This window comes from Microbacterium sp. CFSPD4_SD4, assembly GCF_057364585.1.
In genome coordinates this window covers 561006-584681 of the sequence record NZ_JBNFOC010000001.1, presented here as the reverse complement: position 1 = coordinate 584681, position 23676 = coordinate 561006, and the positions used below count along the sequence as shown (strand labels likewise).

Annotated in this window: 20 protein-coding genes and 2 pseudogenes; 12 read left to right on the top strand and 10 right to left on the bottom strand. The window is 70.4% G+C overall.

Annotated features, from left to right (window positions below; genetic code table 11):
* The first annotated feature begins 28 nt into the window (after positions 1–28).
* The 4 genes from AC2W7E_RS02935 (at position 29) to AC2W7E_RS02920 (ending at position 3243) form a co-directional block, all read left to right on the top strand.
* Positions 29–820: a hypothetical protein gene (locus AC2W7E_RS02935; RefSeq protein WP_485988498.1), complete on the top strand. Its 792-nt coding sequence runs from the start codon at positions 29–31 to the stop codon at positions 818–820.
* Positions 817–1344 carry a hypothetical protein gene (locus tag AC2W7E_RS02930; RefSeq protein ID WP_249521157.1) on the top strand — a complete coding sequence of 176 codons (528 nt, stop codon included), beginning with the start codon at positions 817–819 and terminating at the stop codon, positions 1342–1344. The genes AC2W7E_RS02935 and AC2W7E_RS02930 overlap by 4 nt, the downstream gene beginning before the upstream one ends.
* Positions 1345–1372: 28 nt before the next feature.
* Entirely contained in the window at positions 1373–2029 is a 657-nt protein-coding gene (locus tag AC2W7E_RS02925; RefSeq protein WP_025104957.1) for an SDR family oxidoreductase, read from the top strand.
* Positions 2030–2160: 131 nt separating this feature from the next.
* A complete protein-coding gene (locus AC2W7E_RS02920; protein ID WP_485988497.1) occupies positions 2161–3243 on the top strand; it encodes a glycoside hydrolase family 3 N-terminal domain-containing protein in 1083 nt (360 codons plus the stop codon).
* A 3-nt stretch (positions 3244–3246) separates the two neighbouring features.
* On the opposite strand, the gene AC2W7E_RS02915 is transcribed toward AC2W7E_RS02920, so the two are convergent.
* The 3 genes and pseudogenes from AC2W7E_RS02915 to AC2W7E_RS02905 form a co-directional block, all read right to left on the bottom strand.
* A complete protein-coding gene (locus AC2W7E_RS02915; protein WP_485988496.1) occupies positions 3247–4110 on the bottom strand; it encodes a 3-methyladenine DNA glycosylase in 864 nt (287 codons plus the stop codon).
* Between the two features lies 1 nt (position 4111).
* Positions 4112–5136, bottom strand: a pseudogene (locus tag AC2W7E_RS02910) (App1 family protein phosphatidate phosphatase).
* A gap of 4 nt (positions 5137–5140) precedes the next feature.
* Positions 5141–5812: a DedA family protein gene (locus AC2W7E_RS02905; RefSeq protein ID WP_025104953.1), complete on the bottom strand. Its 672-nt coding sequence runs from the start codon at positions 5810–5812 to the stop codon at positions 5141–5143.
* Positions 5813–5853: 41 nt separating this feature from the next.
* Between AC2W7E_RS02905 and AC2W7E_RS02900 the strand changes: the two genes are divergently transcribed.
* The 3 genes and pseudogenes from AC2W7E_RS02900 to AC2W7E_RS02890 all read left to right on the top strand — a co-directional run bounded on the left by AC2W7E_RS02900 (position 5854) and on the right by AC2W7E_RS02890 (position 10554).
* Positions 5854–7176, top strand: a complete 1323-nt coding sequence (locus tag AC2W7E_RS02900; protein WP_485988495.1) for an anthranilate synthase component I family protein — start codon at positions 5854–5856, stop codon at positions 7174–7176.
* A 46-nt stretch (positions 7177–7222) separates the two neighbouring features.
* Positions 7223–9785, top strand: a pseudogene (leuS, locus tag AC2W7E_RS02895) (leucine--tRNA ligase).
* Between the two features lie 169 nt (positions 9786–9954).
* Complete coding sequence (locus tag AC2W7E_RS02890; RefSeq protein ID WP_025104950.1) at positions 9955–10554, top strand: ComEA family DNA-binding protein; 600 nt, start codon at positions 9955–9957, stop codon at positions 10552–10554.
* Positions 10555–10561: 7 nt separating this feature from the next.
* On the opposite strand, the gene AC2W7E_RS02885 is transcribed toward AC2W7E_RS02890, so the two are convergent.
* Both AC2W7E_RS02885 and AC2W7E_RS02880 read right to left on the bottom strand, forming a co-directional pair.
* The gene (locus AC2W7E_RS02885) at positions 10562–11311 is read right to left on the bottom strand and encodes a DUF2510 domain-containing protein (RefSeq protein WP_025104949.1); all 750 of its coding nucleotides are present in this window, start codon (positions 11309–11311) and stop codon (positions 10562–10564) included.
* Between the two features lie 53 nt (positions 11312–11364).
* Entirely contained in the window at positions 11365–11502 is a 138-nt protein-coding gene (locus tag AC2W7E_RS02880) for a hypothetical protein (protein ID WP_485988494.1), read from the bottom strand.
* Positions 11503–11572: 70 nt separating this feature from the next.
* Between AC2W7E_RS02880 and AC2W7E_RS02875 the strand changes: the two genes are divergently transcribed.
* The 3 genes from AC2W7E_RS02875 to holA are packed head-to-tail and all read left to right on the top strand — an operon-like array spanning position 11573 to position 15007.
* Complete coding sequence (locus AC2W7E_RS02875; RefSeq protein ID WP_485988493.1) at positions 11573–12337, top strand: hypothetical protein; 765 nt, start codon at positions 11573–11575, stop codon at positions 12335–12337.
* On the top strand, positions 12223–13935 hold the full coding sequence (locus AC2W7E_RS02870; RefSeq protein ID WP_485988492.1) for a ComEC/Rec2 family competence protein: 1713 nt from the start codon (positions 12223–12225) through the stop codon (positions 13933–13935). Before AC2W7E_RS02875 ends, AC2W7E_RS02870 begins: the two co-directional genes overlap by 115 nt.
* A 34-nt stretch (positions 13936–13969) precedes the next feature.
* Positions 13970–15007, top strand: coding sequence for a DNA polymerase III subunit delta (gene holA, locus AC2W7E_RS02865; RefSeq protein WP_025103705.1), 1038 nt, complete (start codon positions 13970–13972; stop codon positions 15005–15007).
* Positions 15008–15075: 68 nt separating this feature from the next.
* On the opposite strand, the gene rpsT is transcribed toward holA, so the two are convergent.
* Positions 15076–15336 carry a 30S ribosomal protein S20 gene (gene rpsT / locus AC2W7E_RS02860; protein ID WP_025103704.1) on the bottom strand — a complete coding sequence of 87 codons (261 nt, stop codon included), beginning with the start codon at positions 15334–15336 and terminating at the stop codon, positions 15076–15078.
* 220 nt (positions 15337–15556) lie between these two features.
* Here rpsT and AC2W7E_RS02855 point away from each other — a divergent pair, with 220 nt between their 5' ends.
* Entirely contained in the window at positions 15557–16930 is a 1374-nt protein-coding gene (locus AC2W7E_RS02855) for a glycoside hydrolase family 1 protein (RefSeq protein WP_249521150.1), read from the top strand.
* Entirely contained in the window at positions 16927–18165 is a 1239-nt protein-coding gene (locus AC2W7E_RS02850) for an MFS transporter (RefSeq protein ID WP_485988491.1), read from the top strand. Before AC2W7E_RS02855 ends, AC2W7E_RS02850 begins: the two co-directional genes overlap by 4 nt.
* Here AC2W7E_RS02850 and AC2W7E_RS02845 read toward each other — a convergent pair.
* From AC2W7E_RS02845 to AC2W7E_RS02830, 4 genes are all read right to left on the bottom strand, one after another.
* Complete coding sequence (locus AC2W7E_RS02845) at positions 18157–18888, bottom strand: alpha/beta fold hydrolase (protein WP_126892957.1); 732 nt, start codon at positions 18886–18888, stop codon at positions 18157–18159. The genes AC2W7E_RS02850 and AC2W7E_RS02845 overlap by 9 nt on opposite strands.
* Before the next feature lie 75 nt (positions 18889–18963).
* On the bottom strand, positions 18964–20679 hold the full coding sequence (locus AC2W7E_RS02840; RefSeq protein WP_062766639.1) for an ABC transporter family substrate-binding protein: 1716 nt from the start codon (positions 20677–20679) through the stop codon (positions 18964–18966).
* A 132-nt stretch (positions 20680–20811) separates the two neighbouring features.
* On the bottom strand, positions 20812–22740 hold the full coding sequence (locus tag AC2W7E_RS02835; protein WP_025103699.1) for an ABC transporter ATP-binding protein: 1929 nt from the start codon (positions 22738–22740) through the stop codon (positions 20812–20814).
* Positions 22737–23675: an ABC transporter permease gene (locus AC2W7E_RS02830; RefSeq protein WP_025103698.1), complete on the bottom strand. Its 939-nt coding sequence runs from the start codon at positions 23673–23675 to the stop codon at positions 22737–22739. The genes AC2W7E_RS02835 and AC2W7E_RS02830 overlap by 4 nt, the downstream gene beginning before the upstream one ends.
* Position 23676: the final 1 nt, after the last annotated feature.

The window sequence follows — 23676 nt, the reverse complement described above, 5'->3', positions numbered from 1 at the left end:
GGAGCGTCCTGTGGATACGCTGGGAGGCATGCTGCGCATCGTCCTGACCGTCGTCTGGCTGCTGCTCTCCGCGTGGCTCGTGGTGTGGGTGGGGGAAGGCCTGTTCGGCGTGAACCAGCGGGAGTCGATCCTCCCCTTCGCGAGCGGTGACGGCCTGGGCGGACCGATCGTGATCGGCGTCGCCTGGGGCCTGCTGCTCACCTTCGGCGGATCGATGTCGGGTCTGGCGCGGCGTAAGAAGGTCCGCGGGCCGACGCAGATCGGCGTCGGCACCGTCGTCGAGATGTCGCGCACCGGCGTGACCGTGAACGACGTGCCCCAGTACGACCTGTTCATCCGGGTCAGCCCCAGCGTCGGCGACGACTTCATCGGACAGCTGCGCATGCTGCTCGACGCCGGTGACGTCGGAGCGCTGCAGGTGGGGCAGCCCGTCCCGGTCCGCTACAACGTCGACGACCCCGACACGGTCGAGCTCGCCGACCTCAGCGACCCGAGCGTCCGAGAGGCGATGCTCCAGTGGCGCATCGACCGGGGCCTCATCGACCCGTCCCAGGTCCGCGCGCGTACGACGGGGACCCAGGTGCCCGCGTCCGTCGTCGAGGTGCGTCCGACCGGACGGCGCCGTGAGGGGCAGAGCGAACTCGCGCTGAAGGTGCTCGTGGCCCCCGAGGGGGCAGAGCCGTGGGAGGCCGACACCACCGTGTTCGTCTACCCGCAGGCCGTGTCGCGCCTGCAGGTCGGGGCACCGATCTGGGCGTTCTACCGGCGGGAGGACCCGCACACGGTCGCCGTCACGATCGAGAAGGAGGCGGCACGATGAACCCCCTCGACACGCTGATGTGGCTGGTGAACTTCCCCGCCGCGCACGGCTATGCGATGGTCTTCATCGCGGCGTTCTCGATCCTCGGGCTGTTCGCGGTCTCCGCGCGAGGCACGACCGGAGGGGGCTCGCTGCGGGCTGTCCGTGAGCGGGAAGGCCTTGTTCCGGCGGGCACGCGATCCAGGGGGAACATCGGCGGCTCCGTGGTCCGCGTGTTCTTCCGCGTCCTGGCCTTCGTGATGCTCGGTTCCCTCATCATCGGGATCCTGAGCCTGACCGGTGTCCCGGTGACCCGCGCGTACATCTTCGAGAACGGTCGTCCCACCACGGGCACGGTCGACGGGGACTGGGTGACGTTCACGGCGGCCGACGGCACCGAGTACACGCTGGAGAGCGACTTCTTCACCCCCGCCGTGTACCCGGACCGTGACGCGTGGATCCCGACCGGGACGCCTGTCGTCGTGCGGTACCTCCCCTCGCATCCGCAGGCCTTCGTCATCGACAGTTCGCAGACCCCGGGCTGACGTCAGTCGGGGCGCGTAGGGTGAAGACATGTCGCGCATCCTCGTCTTCGGCGGCCACGGCCGCATCGCCCTGCTGCTCGCCCCGCTCCTCGTCGCCCGCGGTCACGAGGTCACCGGGGTGATCCGGAACCCCGATCACGTGACGGAGGTGGAGGACGGCGGCGCGATCGCGCTCGTCGCCGACATCGAGACCATGGACGTCGACGCCCTCACCGAGATCATCCGCGGACACGATGCCGTGGTGTGGTCGGCGGGTGCCGGAGGCGGGAGCCCGGAGCGCACCTACGCCGTCGACCGCGACGCGGCGGAGCGGACCATGGACGCGGCGGAGCGCGCGGGCGTGCGACGCTACGTCATGGTGTCGTGGATCGGCTCCACGGCCGATCACGGCGTGCCGGAGGACGACTCCTTCTTCCCGTACGCCGATGCGAAGTGGGCCGCAGACGAGCATCTGCGCGCTTCCGACCTCGACGGGACGATCCTCGGCCCCGGCACGCTGACCTTCGACGACCCGACCGGTCGCATCCGCATCGATCCGGAGGGGCGCGGCGAGGTCTCCCGCGCCGACGTCGCGGCGGTCATCGTCGCCACCCTGGAGGACCCGGGCACGATCGGGCGCACGATCCGCTTCGGCAACGGCGACGAGGAGACCTCGGTGCCGATCGCCGAGGCGCTCGCGCGCTGAGGGCGATGAAGCGGAGTCGGTCCCTCGGGCGCCGGGCACGGCGAGGTGCCGGCGCCGCGCTCGTCCTGACCGCCCTCGTGGGAGGTGCCTGCGCGTCGGCGGCTGCCCAGTTCAGCCCGGAGCCCGCTGAGGTGGTATCGGTACAGGCCGCAGAGCCCGGCGCGACCCGAGAGCAGGCCGCCGCCCTCGTCGCGGACATGAGCACCGCGGAGCAGGCATCGTCCATCGTGATGGGACACATCGGCGGGACCGATCCGGCGGCGCTGCGTGCCTATATGCAGTCGGGGCTCGGCGGATTCATCCTCATGGGCGGGAACATCCCGGCCACGGAGGAAGAGCTCCGCACGCTGACGGCCGCGCTGACCGTCGACCCCGCCCTCCCGCCGCTGATCGCCGTGGACCAGGAGGGCGGCATCGTCTCGCGCCTGCCCTGGGACGCCTTCCCGGCGTCGACGACCCTGAAGAGCCGTCCGGTCGCCGAGACCTCGGCAGCCTTCGCGGCCCGCGGCGCGCTCGTCGCGCGCGCCGGGATCACCGTCGACTTCGGTACCGTCGCCGACGTTCCCGCGGACCGCGGCTCGTTCATCTTCGGGCGGTCCCTCGGCACCGATCCGGAGAGTGCCGCCGACCGCACCGTGGCGGCGACCACGGCCCAGGAGCACTTCGTCGCGTCCACCCTCAAGCACTTCCCCGGGCACGGAGCGGCGCCGGGCGACTCCCATCACGCGATCCCGAGCACGGGCATGACGAAGGCCGCGTGGCGCGAAACGGACGGCGTCCCGTTCGCCGCTGGCATCGAGGCCGGCGCCTCGGTGCTCATGTACGGCCATCTCGCGTACACCGCCGTGGACTCCCGACCGGCGTCGCTCTCCGCGGAGTGGCATCGCATCGCGCGGGAGGAGCTCGGCTTCGACGGCGTGGCCGTGACGGACGACCTCGGCATGCTGCTGTCCTCGGGGGATCCCGCATACGCCGACCCCGTCGCGAACGGCGTCGCCGCGGTCGCGGCCGGCAACGACCTCGTGCTCATGATCGCGGGGTCCACCGCCCAGACCGCGACCGACATGGCCGCGGGGATCGCCGCGGCGGTCGACGCCGGGACGCTGCCCGCCGACCGGCTGGAGGACGCGGCGACCCGGGTGCTCACCCTGCGTCTGCAGCTCGCCGCAGCGTCGTCGTCGTGGGGCGTCTGCGGGGACTGCGCCGCCGGCTGACGCTCAGGCGGCGGCGCGCTCGTCCGGGCCGAGCCAGGCGGTGAGGAGGGAAGCGCGGAGGGCGGCGCCACGGTCCGCGAAACCACGCTGGCGCCGGACGTACTCGGCCTTGCCCTCCGGCGTCTCGATGCGTACCGGTTCGACGTCCCACGCCGACAGGTCGTACGGGGCGGCCTGCATGTCGAGCAGCCGGATGTCGCGCGCCAGCTCGAACGCCTCCAGCAGCAGCTCTCCGGGAACGAGCGGGCCGAGCTTCATCGCCCACTTGTACAGGTCCATGCCGGCGTGCAGGCAGCCGGGCTGTTCGAGGAGGGGCTGATCCTCTCTCGTCAACGCCGCCCGGTTGCGAGGCACCGCCTCCGGAGTGAAGAACCGGAAGGCGTCGAAGTGCGTGCAGCGGAGATCGTGCGCCTCCACCACGGCATCCGTGCCCGCCTGCCCCAGCCGGAGGGGGACGGCATGCCGACGCTCTGCGGCGCGGTAGACCATCGCCCATTCGTGCAGACCGAAGCAGCCGAACTGCCCGGGCCGGGAACCGGTACGGCGCAGCATCAGCGAGACGAGGCGAGCGAGCTCGGGCTTCTCGGCGGCGAAGCGCTCGGCATCCGGCGTCACGCCGTCCGGTGTCGTCCCGGGGGCGTACCAGCGCCAGGCCGCTCGTTCGGACGCGTCCGCCAGCTCCACACCCGCTCCGGGATGCCAGCGGCGGAGCTGCGCGGGCTTGTAGCCGTAGTAGGTGAAGAGGAAGTCCCACACCGGGTGCTTCTCGCCGCGCGCCACACGGTCTCGGTGCGAGGCGGTCAGCGCGTCGGCCCGCTCCCGATGCGCGTCCTCGCGCCGAAGCCAGTCGTCACGGGTGAGGATCATGTCAGTGCAGGATGCCGGCGTCGCCGAGCTGGTCGCGCAGGCCCGCGCCGTCCTCGGCGCTCACCCACGGCACCTCGTCCGCGTCATGGGATTCCATCTCGGCACGGCCGCCGGCGAGCACCGCCTCGGCAGGCAGCAGCCGCCGGATCGCGACACCCGCGACCGAATCCGGGTGCTCCTCCTGGAACTGCGTGTAGATCGCCTCGTCATGCTGGCCGTCGTCGCCGATCAGGAGCCACTTGACGTCGGGGAACTCGGTGGCCAGTCGCCGGAGGTTCGTGAGCTTGTGGTCGCGCCCGCTGCGGAACCAGCGATCGTGCGTGGGGCCCAGTCGGTCAGCAGCAGCGAGCCGGCGGGGAAGAGGTGACGACCGAGGAACCGCGACAGCGTGGGGGCGACGTTCCAGGCGCCGGTGGAGAGGTAGACCATCGGAGCTCCCGGGTGCTGCCGGAGCAGCTGGTCGAGCAGCACGGCCATCCCCGGGACCGGAATGCGGGCGTGCTCGTCGACGACGAACGAGTTCCAGAAGGCGATGAAGGGCCGGGGGAGCGCCGTGACCATGACCGTGTCGTCGACGTCGGAGACGACGCCGAACCGGGTGCTCTCCGCGACGACGAAGGCGCGCGCCTCGATCGGCTCCTGTCCCTCGACGGTGATCGTGAAGGTCTGCCAGCCGGGTTCGAGGTCGGCGCGGATGACGGTGTCGATGACGCCGCCGCGGTCGGCGACCACCCGATGCGTGCTGTCGCCGACATGCACGTCGACCGAGGCGAAACCCACGGGGATGCCGACGAAGCTGCGCCAGCCGCGGATGCTCGCCGGTTCCCCGTCGCGGCCTCGGCGCTGCGGCGGGACGATCAGCACGCGACCGAGCACACGGACCCACCCGGGGCCGCCGTAGCCCGGGAAGGGCAGCACGGTGGCGCTCCGGCCGCGGCGGCGCGCTCGTCCCTCGCGCCACACGTGCAGGCGGTGCTCGAGACGGGCGAACCAGTGGATCCTGGGCGCCGGGGGTGCGGGGGCCATTGCCTCAGTCTTTCACGTCGGCGTCGGACTCCGCCGCCGGGGCCTCCAGATGACGAGCTTCGAGACGGTGCAGCAGCCGCTTGCCCAGGTAGGCGAGCACGAGGAACAGGGCGATGACTCCGACGAAGAGGTAGCCCGCGAAGTGCACGCGGTCGACGAGCTCGCGGAAGCTCCCGGCCGCCAGCGAGGTCACGCTCACGTACGCCGAGGCCCAGATGATGCAGGCCGGGGTCGTCCAGGCCAGGAAGCGCCGGTAGGGGTACTCGCTCATCCCCACCGTGAGGGGGACGAGGGAATGGAGGACGGGGAGGAAGCGGGAGAGGAAGATGGCGATGCCGCCGCGTCGGGCCAGGTAGTTCTCCGCGCGGACCCAGTTGTGCTCGCCGATCCGCCGTCCGAGCCAGGAGGCACGGATGTAGGGGCCCAGCCAGCGGCCGAGCCAGAAGCCGATGCTCTCGCCGATGAGGGCGCCGACGACGACCGCCACGCCCATCGCGATGCCCTCGAGGGGAGTGGCGACGCCCATCGAGGCGATGATGACGATCGTGTCGCCGGGGACGATGAGGCCGATGAGGATGCTCGTCTCCAGCATGACGGCGAGACCTGCGACCAAGGTGCGCGTGACCGGATCGATCGACTGCACGGTGTCGAGGAGCCAGAGCAGGAGGTCGTCCACCCCATGAGGATACGGGAGCAGCCCGGTCCTAGGCTGGAAAGGTGCCCGACCGCCTGACCCCCCGAGCCCTGCCGTCCTGGGTGGCGCCGGAGCGACTTTTCGGGGTGCTCGCGCAGCGGCAGGCGGACGTGTTCTGGCTCGATGCGGGCGCTGACGCCGTCGAGGGATGGAGCTTCCTCGGCACCGGGATGGCGGAGCCGCTTCCGGAGGACGTGCGCCTGGATGCCGGGTCCGTCGAGGCCGGGATGCCGCCGTTCCGCGGGGGATGGGTGGGCTGGCGCGACTACGAGAGCGGAGCCGCGCGCGCGGGAGCTCCGGTCGCCACCGAGCCGGAGCCGGAAGCCCGGACGTGGCTGCGCGTGACCAGGGCCGTGGCGGTCGATCACGCCGCGCACCGCCTGTGGCTGCTGGCCCCGGAGGAGGAGACCAGTGAGGGGGAGCGCTGGCTGCAGTCCCTTCTGAGCGACGCCGGCCCCGAGGCGCCGACGCCGCGGGCAGTGGAGGACCGACACGTCGCCGAGGCCCGCCATACTCCCGCCGCGTACGAGCAGCTCATCGACCGCTGCCGCGACCTCATCCACGCCGGGATCGCCTACCAGCTCTGCCTCACGACGCGGTTCACCGTGCCCGGGGTCCACGACCCCGTCGCGGTGTACGGGCGTCTCCGGGCGGCGACGCCGGCGCACCACGGGGGATTCCTGCGGATCGGGGGACGTGCGCTCCTCAGTGCCAGCCCTGAGCAGTTCCTCCACGCCGGCGGTGGGGTCATCCGCACCCGTCCCATCAAGGGCACGCGTCCTCGGGGCGCCGATGCCGCGACCGATGCCGCGCTCGCCGCAGAGCTCGCCGCGGATCCGAAGGAGCGGGCCGAGAACGTCATGATCGTCGACCTCATGCGCAACGACCTCTCCCGGGTGTGCGTGCCGGGGTCGATCCGGGTCGACGGTCTCTGGGAGGTCGAGAGCTATCCGGCCGTGCATCAGCTCGTCAGCACGGTCAGCGGCACGGCCGCGGAGGGGATCACGGTCGGGGCGCTGCTGGAGGCGGCGTTCCCCGCCGGGAGCATGACCGGAGCACCGAAGCTGTCGGCGATGACACAGCTGCGCGACCTCGAGGGCGCCCCTCGCGACATCTACGCCGGCTGCTTCGGCTACATCGGCGTCGACGGTGCTCTTGATCTCGCGATGGTCATCCGCAGCATCGTCGTGGACGAGGAGGCGGCGTTCGTCGGCGCCGGTGGCGGGATCACGTGGGGATCGGTGCCCGCGGCCGAGGTGCGTGAGGTCGCCACGAAGGCCCGAGCCCCGCTCGCGGCGCTGGGCGCGGAAATGCCCGCCACCTGGCGTTCCGATATCCTGAACTGATCCCGTTTTTCCCTTCAGATTGGTCGTGCGTTCGTTGTCCGAGAACATGTCCACCGCTCCCGTCGACGAGGAGTTCTCCTCGCCGCACGCCATCCAGGCCAAGTGGCAGAAGTACTGGGCGGAGCACGAGACGTTCCTCACGGGCGGAGACGACGACACCCGGCCGCGGCGCTACGTGCTGGCCATGTTCCCGTACCCCTCCGGCGACCTGCACATGGGGCACGCGGAGAACTACCTCTACTCCGACATCGTCGCCCGCTTCTGGCGTCACCGGGGCCACAACGTCCTGAACCCGATCGGTGGGACTCCTTCGGGCTGCCGGCGGAGAACGCCGCAATCCGCCAGGGCGCCGACCCGCGCGAGTGGACGTACCAGAACATCGCGCAGCAGAAGGTGGGCTTCCAGCAGTACGGCGTCTCGTTCGACTGGAGCCGGGTGCTGCACACGTCCGACCCCGAGTACTACCGCTGGAACCAGTGGCTGTTCCTGAAGATGTACGAGCGGGGCCTGGCGTACCGGAAGAAGAGCCCGGTCAACTGGTGCCCGAACGACCAGACGGTGCTGGCCAACGAGCAGGTCGTGGACGGGCGCTGCGAGCGCTGCGGCTACGAGGTCGTCAAGAAGAAGCTCACCCAGTGGTACTTCCGCATCACCGACTACGCGGACCGCCTGCTCGACGACCTGAACCAGCTCGAGGGGTTCTGGCCGCACAAGGTGCTGCAGATGCAGCGCAACTGGATCGGCCGCTCCGTCGGCGCCGACGTCGACTTCCGCATCGAGGGGCGCGAGGAGCCGGTGACGGTGTTCTCGACGCGCCCCGACACCCTGCACGGTGCGACGTTCTTCGTCGTGGCGCCCGACGGTGACCTGGCCGCCGAGATCGCGGCGGACGCTGAGCCCGAGGTGCGCGAGCGCTTCCAGGCCTACCTGGCCGAGGTGCAGAAGACCACCGACATCGATCGGCAGTCCACCGACCGTCCCAAGACGGGCGTGTTCCTGGGCCGCTACGCGATCAACCCGGTCAACGGCGAGAAGCTGCCGATCTGGGCGGCCGACTACGTGCTGGCCGACTACGGGCACGGCGCCGTCATGGCGGTCCCGGCACACGACCAGCGCGACCTCGACTTCGCACGCGCGTTCGACCTGCCGGTTAAGGTCGTCGTCGACACCACCGCTCCGGTCACCGGTGCCATGCCGGTCATCGAGGTGGACGAGGACGGCGTCCCGATCGACGCCGACGCCGCGCTCGACGAGCAGAACCCGGCGAAGACCGGCGTCGCGCTCACCGGCGAGGGGCGCATGATCAACTCCGGTCCGCTGAACGGACTGTCGAAGCGCAACGCGATCGCACGCGCCATCGAGCAGCTGGAGGCCACGGGGACGGGCCGGGCGGCGAAGAACTACCGCCTGCGCGACTGGCTGATCTCGCGTCAGCGGTTCTGGGGCACGCCGATCCCGATGCTCCACACCGAGGACGGCCGCATCGTTCCGGTGCCGGAGGACCGGCTGCCGGTCAAGCTGCCGAGCGTCGAGGGCCTCGACCTCAAGCCGAAGGGACGTCCCCGCTGGGCGGCGCCGAGAGCTGGGTGCGCACGACGGATCCGGAGACCGGCGACCCGGTGCTGCGCGATCCGGACACGATGGACACCTTCGTCGACAGCTCCTGGTACTTCCTCCGGTTCCTGTCGCCGAACAGCGACACGGTGGCGTTCGACCCGGCCCAGGCGGCGCGCTGGGCCCCGGTGGACTCGTACATCGGCGGTGTCGAGCACGCGATCCTGCACCTGCTGTACGCACGCTTCATCACCAAGGTCCTCTTCGACATGGGGCTGATCGACTTCACCGAGCCGTTCTCCAACCTGATCAACCAGGGCATGGTGCTGCTCGACGGACAGAAGATGTCGAAGAGCAAGGGCAACCTGGTGCTGTTCCAGGAGGAGCTCGACGCCCACGGTGCCGACGCGCTCCGCGTCGGTCTGGCCTTCGCCGGTCCGGTGGAGGACGACAAGGACTGGGCGGACGTGTCGACCACCGGTGCGCAGAAGTTCCTCGCGCGCGCCCTGCGGATCGCGCACGAGGTCGCCAGCCCCGTCGACGTCGTCTTCGACGGGGGCGACGCGGTGCTGCGCCGTGCGACGCACAAGCTGCTCGCCGAGGCGCCTGCACTGGTCGAGCAGACGAAGTTCAACGTGCTCGTCGCCCGTCTGATGGAGCTGGTCAACGTGACCCGCAAGACGATCGACGGCGCGGCCGGTGCTGCCGACCCGGCCGTCCGTGAGGCGGCGGAGACCATCGCCGTCATGCTCGACCTCATCGCCCCGCACACCGCGGAGGAGATGTGGGAGATCCTAGGACACGAGCCGTCCGTCGGACTCGTGTCGTGGCGCTCCGCCGATCCGGCGCTGCTCGTCGAGGACACCGTCACCGCGGTCGTGCAGATCGGCGGCAAGGTGCGCGCGCAGCTCGAGGTGCCGGCACGCATCGGCGAGGCCGAGCTCGAGGCGCTGGCGCGAGCCGATGAGCGCGTCATCCGGTCGATCGGCGACCGCGAGATCGTCAAGGTCGTCGTGCGGGCCCCGAAGATCGTCAGCATCGTCGTCAAGGGCTGAGTCCTCGGCGTGCTCCGCGGTTCCGCCTCCCCCGGTGCGAAGGGATGATGCCCGGATCACGTCGCGATCGGGAACGGCCGTCCTCCACGACGAGTCCCTTCTGAGCGTCTCTCCACGGTCGCTGTGTCCGGAGCCGGGAGGCGGTGGGCGCGGAGCTTAGGGTGACCGGATGACCTCGTCCCCGCCTCCACCTCCTCCGCCCCGTCGGAGACTCCGCCTCGGACTCGGCGCGGCGGTCGTGCTGGCGATCGTCGCGCTCTCCACAGCCGTCGGCCTCGGGCTGGTGCGGGGTCAACCGTCGTCCGTCGAGGCGGTTCCGCTCGCGGAGAGCTCGGCGTCGGTCGAGCCCGCGCCCGCGGAGATCTACGTGCATGTGCTCGGGGCGGTCGAGCGCCCGGGCCTGTACGTCCTGCGCGCCGACTCCCGGGTCGTCGACGCTCTCGCGGCCGCCGGCGGGTCGACGGACGCCGCCGACCTTGCGGGGGTCAATCTCGCCCGCCGGGTCGAGGACGGTGAGCAGATCCTGGTTCCGGTCGTGGGTGCTGTCGCCGACCCGTCGGCGCCGCCATCCGGAGACGGGACCGTCGATCTGAACACCGCGGATCAGGCGGCTCTGGAGGAGCTCCCGGGAATCGGGCCGGCGCTGGCCGAGCGTATCGTCGCGTGGCGCGAGGACAACGGTCGGTTCCGCACGGTCGACGATCTCCTGGCGGTGCCGGGGATCGGGGAGAAGGTCTTGGAGGGGCTGCGAGACGGGGTGCGCGTGTGAGAGTCGCCTACCCCTGGGGATCGCAGGTCAGCGTGGCATCCGTGATCACCTGGGTCGCCAGCTCCCGCTCGGACTCGAGCGGATCGCGTCCGTCGACCAGGAGCTGAACGCTCTCATCGGACAACGCGGAGTCGTAGACGTACTGCCCGACGCAGGGATAGAAGTCCGGCATATCGTCATAGGTGGTCAGGCCGTTCGACCGGTTGATCTCCTCCGCGGACGCGCCGATCTCCTCAGGTGTCGGACGGCTCTCACTGGCGCTGCTCGGCGGGTCCGATGGCTGGGCGCTGGCCGGGGGCGCGCTTTCGGCGGGCAACGAGTCGTTCAGCGCCGACGAGGCCAGCACGAGCGACACGATGAGCACGATGACCCCGATCACGGCGCCGACGACCGAAACGACCATGCCGACGATCGACGGCCACTTCGCGGCGTTCTTCGTGAACAACCCGATCAGCGACACGACGAACCCGGCGAACAGGATCACCGCGCCGACCACGAACAACACGGGGATGAAGGCGAGAACGGCGCCGAGGACGGCCAGGCCCAGCCCGATGAACCCGAGGACCGGCGTCGGCCGAGAAGCAGCGTCAGGGACCTGTTGCGCCGGGGCGGCCGACCCGTATGTCGGCGCCTCGGGATGAGGCAGCGAGGGATTCGTCGGAGCCGAAGGGGGAGCGTAGGCGTCGGTCCACCGTGCTCCGTCCCACCACCGCTGGCGCCCGGAACCATCGTCGTACCACCCAGCCGGGACACTCATGCGCTCTCCTCCTCGTCGCGGCAGCGTCCGCCGCGCGCCAGTACCCAGGCTACTCAATCGCTTCCGACGAGGTCGTCACCGCGTCCGACGCCGGCGGTCTCCTCATCGGAGAAGTGCTCCTCCACACCCTGACCTCCGGGGTCGTTGTCCTCCGCTCGTGCGGCGGCGGTCGCGGCGGGCGGAGCGAGCACCGGCGCGACTCTAGGGTGATCCGATGCATGAGAGGCAGCGTTCGTCCCTGGGGCCCGAGGAGGGATCGGCGTGACGCGCGATCTGCGCCTACTGCCGGTGGCGGTCGCTGCCTGGGGTGTGGCCCTGGTCTGCGTGTTCGTGCCGGGAGCGGCGGCGTGGGTGGCGGGTGGATGCCTGGCGGCCGCGGGGATCATCGGCGCCGCTCTGGCGATCCGGCGCCGCGCAGTCGCGACGATCGGGGGACTGGTCATCGTGGTTCTCGCGACGGCGGCGGCCGTGGCGTTCACCGTGTTCGCACAGTCCGCGGACCGTGACGCCGTGCACGCCTGGGGAGGCAGAGCCGTCGAAGCGGTCGGTGAAGTCTCGTCGTCGGCGTCCGTGGGACGCGATGGGCGTCTGTGGATGGACGTGCAGCTGAGCGGCATCGGTGCGCCCGGGGCCGTGGCGCCGGCGGCCGGTCCAGTGCGCATCGGCATCGAGGAAGCGGAGGGGTTCGTCCTCGGTGCGCAGGTGCGGGTGACCGGAGAGAGTGCGGAAACGGATCCGGGGGAGCGGGCGGCCCTCGTCGTCTTCGTCACCGCCGGAACGGTGGAACGGTCCGCACCGGGCGTCTTCGGGTTCGCTGCCGACCTCCGCCGGTCGTTCGTCGAGCGCGCGACGCGGCTCCCGGAACCCGGCGCCGGCTCCTTCCGGGGTTGGCGGTGGGCGACACGACCGCTGTGCCTGCCGCAGTCGACGCCGACATGCGTGCGAGCGGCCTCAGCCACCTCACCGCCGTGTCCGGGGCGAACTGCGCGATCGTGGTCGCCGCGGTGTTCGCGATCGCGGCGCTGAGCGGCGGGACGCGAGCGCTGCGGGTCGTGCTCGCGGCCCTCGCGCTGGCGGCCTTCGTCGTGCTCGTGACGCCGGAGCCGAGCGTCATCCGGGCCGCCACGATGGCCGCGGCAGGCATGCTGTCGATCCTCGTCGGGCGGCCGAGCGCAGGCGCCGGGATCCTGGCCCTGTGCGTGGGCGCGCTCCTCGTCGCCGATCCCTGGCTCGCATCGACGCCGGGGTTCGCGCTGTCCGCCGTGGCCTCCGGGGCCCTCATCCTGCTCGCCCCGGCGCTGGCGAACGGTATCGCTCGCTGGCTGCCCGGTCCGCTGGCCCTCGCGATCGCCGTGCCTCTGGCGGCGCAACTCGCGTGCGCGCCCGTCATCGCGCTGTTCGCGGAGCAGCAGTCGCTCGTCTCGGTCGTCGCGAACCTCCTCGCCGAGCCGGCCGCGCCGGTCGCCACGGTGATCGGGCTCGTCGCCTGTCTGGCTGCGCCTCTCCCACCCGTCGCGGATCTGCTCGCCGCGTGCGCGTGGCTGCCGTCTGCGTGGATCGCGACCGTCGCGCATGTCATTTCCGGGCTCCCCGGCGCTCAGGTGCTCCTCCCCGCGGGGCTCGGCAGCGCTGCCCTGGTCGCGCTGGTGAGCGTCGCGATCGCCATCGTGTGCTGCCGCGGAAGGTCGCGCCTACGGGACGTCACGCGCCGGGACGTCGTGACGGTGTGGTCTCGTCGGCCGTGGGCCTCGATGTCCGGCGGCGTCCTCATCATCGTCCGATGCGTGGCGGCCGGCGTTCTCATCGTCGTGGCGTCCGTCGGTGCCTCCCGCGTGCTGGTCGACGGTCCGCTCGCCCCGCTGGTGACGCCGCACGGGTGGGCGATCGCCGCGTGCGACGTGGGCCAGGGCGACGCGATCCTGGTGCGTTCGCAGGACGCGATCGCCCTCATCGACACCGGTCCGGACCCGGGGGCGCTCGACGCCTGCCTCCGCTCGCTGAGCATCGACCGCATCGACCTGCTCGTGCTCACGCACTTCGACGCTGACCACGTCGGGGGTGCGGCCGTGCTCGAAGGGCGAGTGGTCACCGTGTTGCACGGACCACCCGCCGACGATGCCGATGCGCGCGTGCTCGATGGCCTGGCGCGGGCGGGCGCGGCCCTCCGGGCGGTCGGCGCCGGGGACCGGGGCACTCTCGGCGAAGCATCGTGGCGGGTGCTCTGGCCGCGGAAGGACAGCGTCGCCTTCCCGCCGGGCAACGATGCGAGCGTCGTCACCGAGTTCGCCGGGGGAGGAGTGCCGCGCGCCCTGTTGCTCGGCGACCTCTCCGCGGCCCCGCAACGCGCGCTGCTCCGCGATACGCCGCTGACACGATACGACGTGGTCAAGGTCGCCCACCACGGGAGCGCTGATCAGGAGCCCGCCCTGTACGAGGCTCTGCATCCGAGCGCGGCGCTCATCACGGTCGGCGCGGGCAACGACTACGGACACCCGCGTCGGGAGACCCTGGAACTGCTGTCGGCTCTCGGCGCGCACGTCTACCGCACCGACCGCGACGGTCGCACCCTGCTCGGCATCGAGGACCATGCCCTCCGCGTTTGGACCGATGTCGCGCCGCCCTGAGTCGGGTGTCCGACACCGCCGGTAGGCTGGTCCCATGGCAGCTTCCCGTCCTCCCTCCCGCGGCGGCGCGAAGGCCACGAAGATCCCGCAGGTGTCGTGGCGAGAGCCGCACCCCGCGCCGCTGGTGCTCGTCTCGGGCCCGGAGGAGGTCTGCGCCGAGCGCGCGATCGCCGGGGTGCGCGACTACCTCCGTGCGGAGGATCCGGCGCTCGAGGTCAGCGACGTCCGTGCCGACGACTACGCGCCCGGCACGCTGCTCTCCCTGACCTCGCCGTCGCTGTTCGGAGAGCCGCGCCTGGTTCGCGTGTCCGGCGTGGAGAAGTGCTCTGACGCCTTCCTCCAGGAGGCCATCGGGTATCTGGAGAACCCGCAGGAGGGGGCCACGGTCGTGCTCCGCCACACGGGCGCCAGCGTCCGCGGGAAGAAGCTCCTCGATGCGCTGCGCGCGGGGACGGGCGGCGGGATCGAGATCGCGTGCCCCGCCATCAAGCGCGACGGCGACCGGGTCGACTTCGCGGCGGGGGAGTTCAAGGCGGCGAAGAAGCGCATCGCCCCGCCGGCACTCCGAGCGCTCGTCTCGGCCTTCGCCGACGACCTTACCGAGCTCGCCGCCGCCTGTCAGCAGCTCATCGGCGACGTCGAGGGCGACATCACCGAAGAGGTCGTCACGAAGTACTACGGCGGCCGGGTCGAGGTGTCGGCATTCGTCGTCGCCGACACCGCCATCGCCGGACGCTACGGCGAGGCTCTCGTGGCGCTCCGCCATGCCCTGTCCTCCGGCGCGGACCCGGTGCCGATGGTCGCCGCGTTCGCGATGAAGCTGCGCACGATGGCGCGCGTCGCCGGCAACCGTGAGCCCAGCAGACAGCTCGCCCAGCGCCTCGGAATGAAGGACTGGCAGGTCGACCGCGCGCGTCGCGACCTGGCGGGCTGGAACGAGCGCTCCCTGGGGATGGCGATCCAGGCGACCGCGCGCGCCGACGCCGAGGTCAAGGGTGCGGCGCGCGACCCCATCTTCGCGCTCGAGCGCATGGTGACGGTCATCGCCACCCGTGAGCCGTTCGGGGGGTAGGGCTCCCGCCTCCCGGGAAAGCAGAAAGCCCGCCTCACGAGGAGACGGGCCTTCCGGAAGTCAGAAGCTCAGAGAGCCGAGACCTGCTTGGCGATCGCCGACTTGCGGTTCGACGCCTGGTTCTTGTGCAGGACACCCTTGCTGACGGCCTTGTCGAGCTTGACCGAGGCCTTCTTCAGGCTCTTCTCGGCGGCGGCCTTGTCACCGGCGGCGACGGCCTCGCGGGTCTGGCGGACGAGAGTCTTCAGCTCGCTCTTCACGGCCTTGTTGCGCTCGTGAGCCTTCTCGTTGGTCTTGTTGCGCTTGATCTGCGACTTGATGTTTGCCACGTGTGGACGCTTTCTGTACAGGAGTGATTCGGAGTGCCGGCAGCAGAAGAGGGCTGCTGCACGGCGGTCGTGAGGGAAGAACCCACACGCAAGCCAAGAGTCGAGTCTACCAGTACCGGGCGGGATCGTGCGAAACGACGTCACTCGGGCGAGACGCCGTCGCGCGAGAGGCGGGACCGGGTGCAGAATCATCCACAACGACGATGACGTCAGGAGCCCGATGACCCCCCTCAGCACCGACCCGGCCGCGCGTGCGCGGCTCCGCTGGTCCGCCGCCACCTCGTCCGTCCAGATCGAGGGTTCCCGCCGCGCCGACGGCGCGGGCCGGTCGATCTGGGACGACGAGATCGCCAAGCCGGGACGCATCCGGGACGGCTCGACGGCGGAGCCGGCCTGCGACAGCTATCGCCGCGTGGCGGATGACCTCGCCCTGGTGGCCGGTCTCCTGGTCGATCGGTATCGGTTCTCGATCCCCTGGGCGCGCGTGCAGCCGGACGGACGCGGCCCCGGGAACGTCGCGGCGCTGGACCACTACGCCCGCGTCGTCGATGGACTGCTGGCGGCCGGCGTCACCCCGTTCCCGACCCTCTATCACTGGGAGCTGCCGAGCGCGGTCGAGGCCGACGGCGGCTGGCTGGCCCGCGACACCGCTGAGCGCTTCGGCGAGTACGCCGCCCTCGTCGCCGCGCGCCTCGGAGACCGGGTGTCGTCCTGGTACACGCTGAACGAGCCCGCGATGACCACTCTGCAGGGCTACGCCGTCGGTGCGCTCGCACCCGGAAGGCAGCTCCTCTACGGCGCGCTTCCGACCGCACATCACCAGCTGCTCGCCCATTCCCGAGCCGCCGAGGCGCTGCATGCCCGTGGCGCGGCGAGCGTGGGACTCGTCAACAACCACACCTGGGTCCTGCCGCTGCGGGACACCGAGGAGGATCAGGCCGCGGCCGCGGTGTACGACCTCCTGCACAACCGGCTGTTCAGCGAGCCGCTCCTCTCCGGGACGACACCGGACCTGGAGGTCCTCGGGCTCCCGCCGCTGCCCGTCCTCGGTGACGACCTCGCACGCATCGCGGGATCGATCGATTTCTACGGGGTGAACTTCTACAACCCGACCACGGTCACCGCCGCCGCCGCCGAGGATGACATCCCGTTCGAGATCGTTCCGACTCCCGGAGTGCCCGTCACCGGGTTCGGTCCCGAGTGGCCGATCATGCCGTCCGCGCTGCGCGACCTCCTGATCGATCTGCACCGTCGCCACCCGAGCATGCCTCCGATCATCATCGGGGAGAATGGGGCATCCTTCCCGGAACCCGACGTCGCCGGTCCGGTGGAGGACATCGACCGGATCGCCTACCTCTCCGCGCACATCGACGCGGTGGGCGAGGCCATCGACGCCGGCGTCCCCGTCGAGGAGTACACGGTCTGGTCGCTGCTCGACAACTGGGAGTGGACGGACGGCTACACGCAGCGGTTCGGCCTCGTGCACGTGGACTTCTCGACGGGGGAGCGCACCCCGAAGGGCTCCTACGGCTGGTACCGCGACCTCATCGCGGGTGCGCGCGCAGCCGAAGACGCCGAGGCGGCACGCGCATGAGCGCGACCCCGGGCCTCGGCACCCACCGAGCGGGCCTGCGCTGGATGTCGCTGTTCACCCTCGCCTGGCTCGCGATCTGGACCGTCCAGCTCACCCCGGTCCAGCTCCTCCTCCCGCTGCAGCTCGACACTCCGGAGGACGACTGGATCCGCGGCGTCGTCTCCTCCGGGATCGTGCTCGGACTGGGTGGCCTCGCCGGCGTCGTCGCCGGGCCGCTCGCCGGGGCACTCTCGGATCGCGCCCGCGCCGGCGCGCATCGGCGGCGGCCATGGGCTCTGGGAGGGGTCGCGCTCACGGCTGCCTGTCTCGTCCTCACCGGATTCGCCGACGGCCCGTGGGCGGTCGGCGCCGGCTGGGTCGGCGTCTCGATCGGCGTCGCCGTCTCCTCCGCCGCGTTCACCGCGCTCATCGCCGACCAGCTCCCGACGACGCAGCGCGGTGCCGCATCCGCCGCGGTCGGGTCGAGCCAGGCGGTCGGGATCGTGCTCGGGGTCGGACTCGTCGTGCTGCTCGGCCTCGGCATCGTCACCGGGTATCTGCTCCTCGCCGGCATCATCGCGGTGGTGGGCGTCGCGGCGGCACTGCTGCTGCCGGACCCGCCGAGCACGGAGGCGCTGCGCCCTCAGCGCATCGGGCGGCCCCGCCTGGCGTCGCTCCGCGACCGCGACTTCGCCTGGATGCTCTCGGGCCGGCTCGTCACCAACATCGGCAACGCCCTCGGCACGGCGCTGTTCCTTTTCTTCCTCCTCCACGGGCTCGGACAGGAGAGCACGACCGCACAGGACAACCTCCTCCTGCTGATCGTCGTCTACACGGTCTTCGTGGTGCTCGCCTCCGTGATCACCGGGATCATCTCCGACCGCACCGGGGAGCGGCGCCGGCTCGCCGTGGGGGCCACGATCGTGCAGGCGGCGTCGGGTGTGGTGATCGTGGCTCTGCCCACCTTCGAGATGACGATGGTCGCCGCCGCGCTCATGGGCGTCGGCTACGGCGCCTTCTCGACCGTGGGGCTCGCGTTCGCGGCCGATCTGCTCCCGGATGAGCAGGACCACGCGCGCGACCTCGGCATCGTGAACGTCACCGCCGCCCTCGGACAGCTCATCGGTCCCGTGCTCGGGGCGGGGCTCGTCGCGCTGGCCGGCGGGTTCTGGCTCGTCTTCCTCGCGGCAGCCATCCTGTCGCTCGTCGGCGGAGCGCTCACTGCCGCCGCGCGGCCTCGGGTGCTCTCAGCCTGACGCCGTGCGCTGCTCGATCGTCGCGATCGCGAGGGAGAGGACGGCGTTGAACACCCGCGGGCGCATGGCCGTGATCAGGTGCGTGGTCCGTGGCACGACGATGAGCTCCGCCTCCGGGGCCAGGCGCCGGAACAGGGGTTCGTTCAGCCGGAGCTGATCGTACTGGCCGTTCACGAACCAGAGGGGCACCTGGATGCGGGGGACGGCGGCCGCCACATCCAGGGCGGCGAGGCTGCGCAGCGTCTGGTCCTGGATGTCGAGGGCGTACCCGCCGGCGGCGAAGTCTCCGCGATTCTCCTCGGGGATCGTCGCGGCGAGCATGCGCTGCGTCAGCCACATGCCACGGTCGGGCAGGGAGTCGACCGCCCGGGCGAACAGGCGGTACGCGCGCAGCCCGGCGCCGCGGGGAAGCGAGGTGCATGCGGCGGCGACGAGTCCGTCGACGGGCGGAGGCTCAGCGCCACCGGTGTACGCGAGCGAGAGCAGCCCGCCCATGGAGTGGCCGACGAGCAGCACGGGGCCCGTCTCGGCTGCGGCGCGGACGGCCGCATCGATCGTGTGCAGCGCCTCGTGGAGGGTGAAGTCCTCGTCCATCCGGCTGCCGTGGCCGGGGAGGTCGACGGCGGTGACGGGGAGCCCGCGTGCCCCCAGGTACTCGATCTGCGACCGCCACATGGTGGCCGACGTGCGGATGCCGTGCACGAGGACGGTCTGGACGGTCACGCCTTCAGCATAAGGAAAGCGGGGCCGGTGGATGGACCACCGACCCCGCTTCGACACGAGATGTGTCAGAGGATGTTACTTCTCCCAGCCGACGTTCTCGACCGGCGTGACGCCGAACAGGTCGAGACCGACGTAGGGCTCCGGCGTGAGGTTCGCCAGGCCGTTCTTGACCACGTAGATCGAGGGGCCGCTGTACAGCGGGATGAGGCCCCAGGTCTGCTCGATGATCTTCGGCTCGAGGTCCATCGCCGCGGTGGTCCAGGACTCCGCGTCCTTCTGGCTCTCGACCTCGTCGGCGATCTGCTGGTCGATCTCCTCCGTGCCGGTCGCCGAGAGGTTCAGACCGCTGTCGGAGCAGTAGAGCTGGCAGAACCAGGCCGGGCCGAACGGGTCGGAGTCGGTGAAGCGGAGCGAGACGACGTCCCAGTTCTTCGTGGTGAAGTCGCTGGAGAAGTCGGCGGAGGCACGGACATCGATCTTGAGGTCGATTCCGATCTCCTTCTGCTGCGCCTGCAGCGACTTCGCGAGGGCCTCGATGGTCGGGTCCTCACCGAAGATCGGGAAGGTGACGGAGAGCTTCTCGCCGTCCTTCTCACGGATGCCGTCCTCGCCCTCGGTCCAGCCGGCGTCGTCGAGGAGCTTCTTGGCGCCCTCGACGTCGTGCTTCAGACCGGCTTCGGCGAACGAGTCCTTGTAGCCGTCCTGGAACGAGTACAGGTTGAGCGAACCGGCGACCGGCTCCTCGTAGCCGAGGCCGTTCCACGCGATCTGCTTCTGCTGGTCGACGTTCACGCCGAGGAAGAACGCCTTGCGCACGTCGATGTCCTCGAACTGCGGCTTGTCGGCGTCGACGAGCAGGACCGTCTTGGCGGTTTGCTGTGCGCGGCGGACGACGGTGTCGTCCACTTCCTGGACCTGCTTCAGGCGGTCGTTGGTGTTGGCGCCCACCATGTCGATCTCGCCGTTCTTGAAGGCGTTGATCGAGGCGTCGGGCTCCATGGCCGTGAAGGTGACCGTGTCGAGCAGCGGCGCGTTGCCCCACCACTCGGGGTTCGGCTTGAACGAGACGAAGCCGCCGTTCGCGTCGAACGTGTCGACGGTGTACGGGCCGGCGCCCCACTCGGGGTGCATGTTGCCGATGAAGGCCTCGTTGAACACGGCCGGGTCGGCGATGTCCGGGTGCAGGACGCCACCCGTGAGGAACGCCATGGACGGCCAGGCGTAGATGCCGTCGAACGTCACGACGGCGGTCTTCGCGGTGTCACCCTGCTCGACGGTCTTGATCTGCTTGTAGCCGTCGGTCGCGTTCGGGTTGAAGCCCTCGTCGTAGGAGCGGTTGGCCTTCCACGTGGCGTCGATGGACGTCCAGTCCATGTCGGTGCCGTCGTTGAAGTGCGCCTCGTCCTTGAACGTGAAGGTGATGGTCGTGTTGCCATCCTCCTCGCCGATCTCGTACGCGTCGAGGTAGGCGTCGTTCTTCGTGACCTCGCCCTCCGGCGAGACCAGGAGGATCTGCGGCATGTACCACGACCACAGGCGAGCGGTGTCAGCACTGGCATCGCTGTTGAAGCCGTTCAGCTGCTCCGGGATCTCGTTGATGGGGAAGTTGACCTCGCCACCTTCCTGGAGGTTGCTGCGGTCCTGCGGGTTGTAGTCGGCGGTCTTGGTCTCGACCTTCTCGCCGCCGTTGTCTCCGCCGCCGTTGTTCCCGGAACCGCTCGCGCAACCCGCGAGGGCGAGTGCGAGGGCGCCGCCGACCGCGACCGCCCCCAGCAACTTCTTGTTCTTCATGGTGCTCCTTTCGCCTTTCGGCGTTTCATAAAGGGAAGACTAGTTCGCGCTGTATCCCGGAACACGGCGCTGCGGTGAATGCCGCCTAACCGTTATCGGACGGTGACCAGGAACGCGCGCATGGGATCCGGGTCAGACCGTCGCGGGCTTCGTCGACATCGTCTCAGCGTCGAAGACCACCCGCTCGCGGGTGCGCTCGATGTCGGGATCCGGCACGGGGATCGCCGACAGCAGCGCCTTCGTGTACGGGTGCTGCGGGTCGTCGAACACCTGGTCGACGTCGCCGTGCTCCACGAACTCGCCGAGGTACATCACGGCCACCCGGTCGGCGATGTGACGCACCACCGAGAGGTCGTGCGCGACGAAGAGGTACGACAGCCCGAGCTTGGTCTTGAGCTCGTCGAGCAGGTTGATGACGCCGGCCTGGATCGACACGTCGAGCGCGGAGACCGGCTCGTCGAGCACGACGATCTTGGGGTTCGTGGACAGGGCCCGGGCGATGCCGATGCGCTGCCGCTGACCGCCGGAGAACGCCTGCGGGAAGCGGTCGCTGTGCGCGGGGTTGAGCCCGACGAGGTCCATGAGCTCGTCCACCCGCCGGTGCGCCTCCTCCTTCGGCGTGCCGATCGCGAAGAGCGGCTCCGAGATGATGTCGGCCACCGTCATGCGCGGGTCGAGGGCTCCCATCGGGTCCTGGAACACGATCTGGATGTCGCGGCGCAGGGCGCGCTCGACCTTGCGGCTGTGGATGTCGTTGACGCTGGTGCCGGCGATGACGATGTCGCCGTCGGTCTGCTTGACCATGTCCATGATCTGCAGCAGCGTCGTCGTCTTGCCCGAGCCCGACTCGCCGACGATGGCCATCGTCTCGCCCTCGCGCACGTCGAAGCTGATGCCCTTGATCGCCTGGACCTCGCCGACCTTGCGCTTCAGGAACGCGCCCTTGACCAAGGGGAACGTCTTGCGGAGGTTCTTCACCTCGAGCGTGATCGGCCGCTCCTCGCGCGGCGTCCGTGTGAGGTCGCTCTCCGGGACGGGGCGGACGGGGTAGACGGGCAGGCCCCCGAGGAGGCCGCCGTCCTCGATCTCGTGCGCGCGGATGCAGGCGGCCTGGTGCAGGTCGCCCGAGCCCGTCGGCACGGGGAGCAGTTCCGGCTCCTTGGCGCGGCAGGCGTCCATGACGATCGGGCAGCGGTCGGCGAACGGGCAGGCGTCCGGCAGGTTGATGAGCAGCGGCGGGTTCCCCTTGATGGGGGTCAGCGGCTCCTTCTCGGCCTTGTCCACGCGGGGGATGGCGCCGAGCAGACCGATCGAGTACGGCATGCGGGTCTTGTGGAACAGCTCGCGCACGGGCGCGTGCTCCACGGGCTTGCCGGCGTACATCACGAGCACGTCGTCGGCGGTGCGGGCGACCACGCCCATGTCGTGCGTGATCATGATCACCGCGGCGCCGGTCTCGTCCTGCGCCTTCTCGATGAGGTCGAGGATCTGCGCCTGGATGGTGACGTCGAGGGCCGTGGTGGGCTCGTCGCAGATGATGAGCTTCGGATCGTTGGCCATCGCGATGGCGATCACGACACGCTGCCGCATGCCTCCGGAGAACTCGTGCGGGAAGGACTTCATCCGTCGCTCGGGCTCGGTGATGCCGACGAGCTTGAGCAGCTCGACGGAGCGGTCCCAGGCGTCCTTCTTGGACAGGCCGCGGTGGACCGTGAGGGCCTCGATGAGCTGATCGCCGACCGTGTAGACCGGCGTGAGCGAGGTCAGCGGGTCCTGGAAGACCATCGACATGCCGTTGCCGCGGATGACCGACAGCTGCTTGTCGCTCATGCCGACGAGCTCCTGCCCGTCGTACATGATCGAGCCGGTGACCTTGGCGTTCTCGTCGAGGAGACCCATGATCGCGAGCGAGGTCACGGACTTGCCGGAACCGGATTCGCCGACGATGCCGAGGGTCTTGCCGGCTTCGAGGTCGAAGGAGACGCCGCGGACGGCGTCGACACGGCCGGCCTCGGAGGCGAAGCTGACCTTGAGGTCGCGGACGGAGAGGACGTTGGTCATGCGCGGCCTCCAGCAGCCGAGGTGGGATCGAGGGCGTCGCGCAGGCCGTCGGCGATGAGCGCCATCGACACGGTGAGCAGGGTCAGCGCCGCCGCCGGGAAGTAGAACAGCCAGGGCGCCGTGGTCAGCGAGCTCGAGCCGGCGCCGATGAGGGCACCGAGCGACACGTCGGGGATCTTGACGCCGAAGCCGAGGAAGGACAGGCCCGTCTCCGTCACCACGGCGTTGACGACGCCGAGGGTGAAGTTGATGACGAGGAGCGAGCCGATGTTGGGCAGGAGGTGGCGGAGCACGATGCGCATGCCGCCGACGCCCATGTAGCGGGAGGCGCTGACGTACTCGCGCTCGCGCAGCGACAGGGCCATCGTCCAGATGACGCGGGCGGGGAAGTACCACCCGATCACGAAGATCATGATGAGGGCGATGACGCGCCAGTCACCGCCGGCCTTGTTCGAGATCATCGCGAGGATGAGGAAGCTCGGGATCACCATCATGAAGTGGATGACCAGGAGCGAGATGCGCTCGGTCCAGCCGCCGAAGTAGGCCGCGGCCGTGCCGACGAGCGCGGACACGATCGTGACGCCGACGGAGACGGTGATGGCGATCATGAGCGACCGCTGCAAGCCGACGGCGACCTGGGCGAAGAGGTCGTTTCCGGCGTTGTTCGTGCCGAACCAGTGCTCCGCGGACGGGGGAGTGCTGAGGTTCAGGAAGTCGAGCTCGATGTGGTCGTACCGGGCGATGAAGGGCCCGACGATGGCGAACAGCACGAGGACGACGAAGATCACGAGGCCGATGAGGGCTCCGCGGTTCCGGGAGAAGCGTCGCCAGTACAGCGTCCACTTCGACAGCCGCTTGGTGGCGACGCGGGTGGTCTCGGGGCCGGCGGTCTCCGGCTCCGGGTGGATGGTCGGGTCGAGCATGTCGGTGCTCATG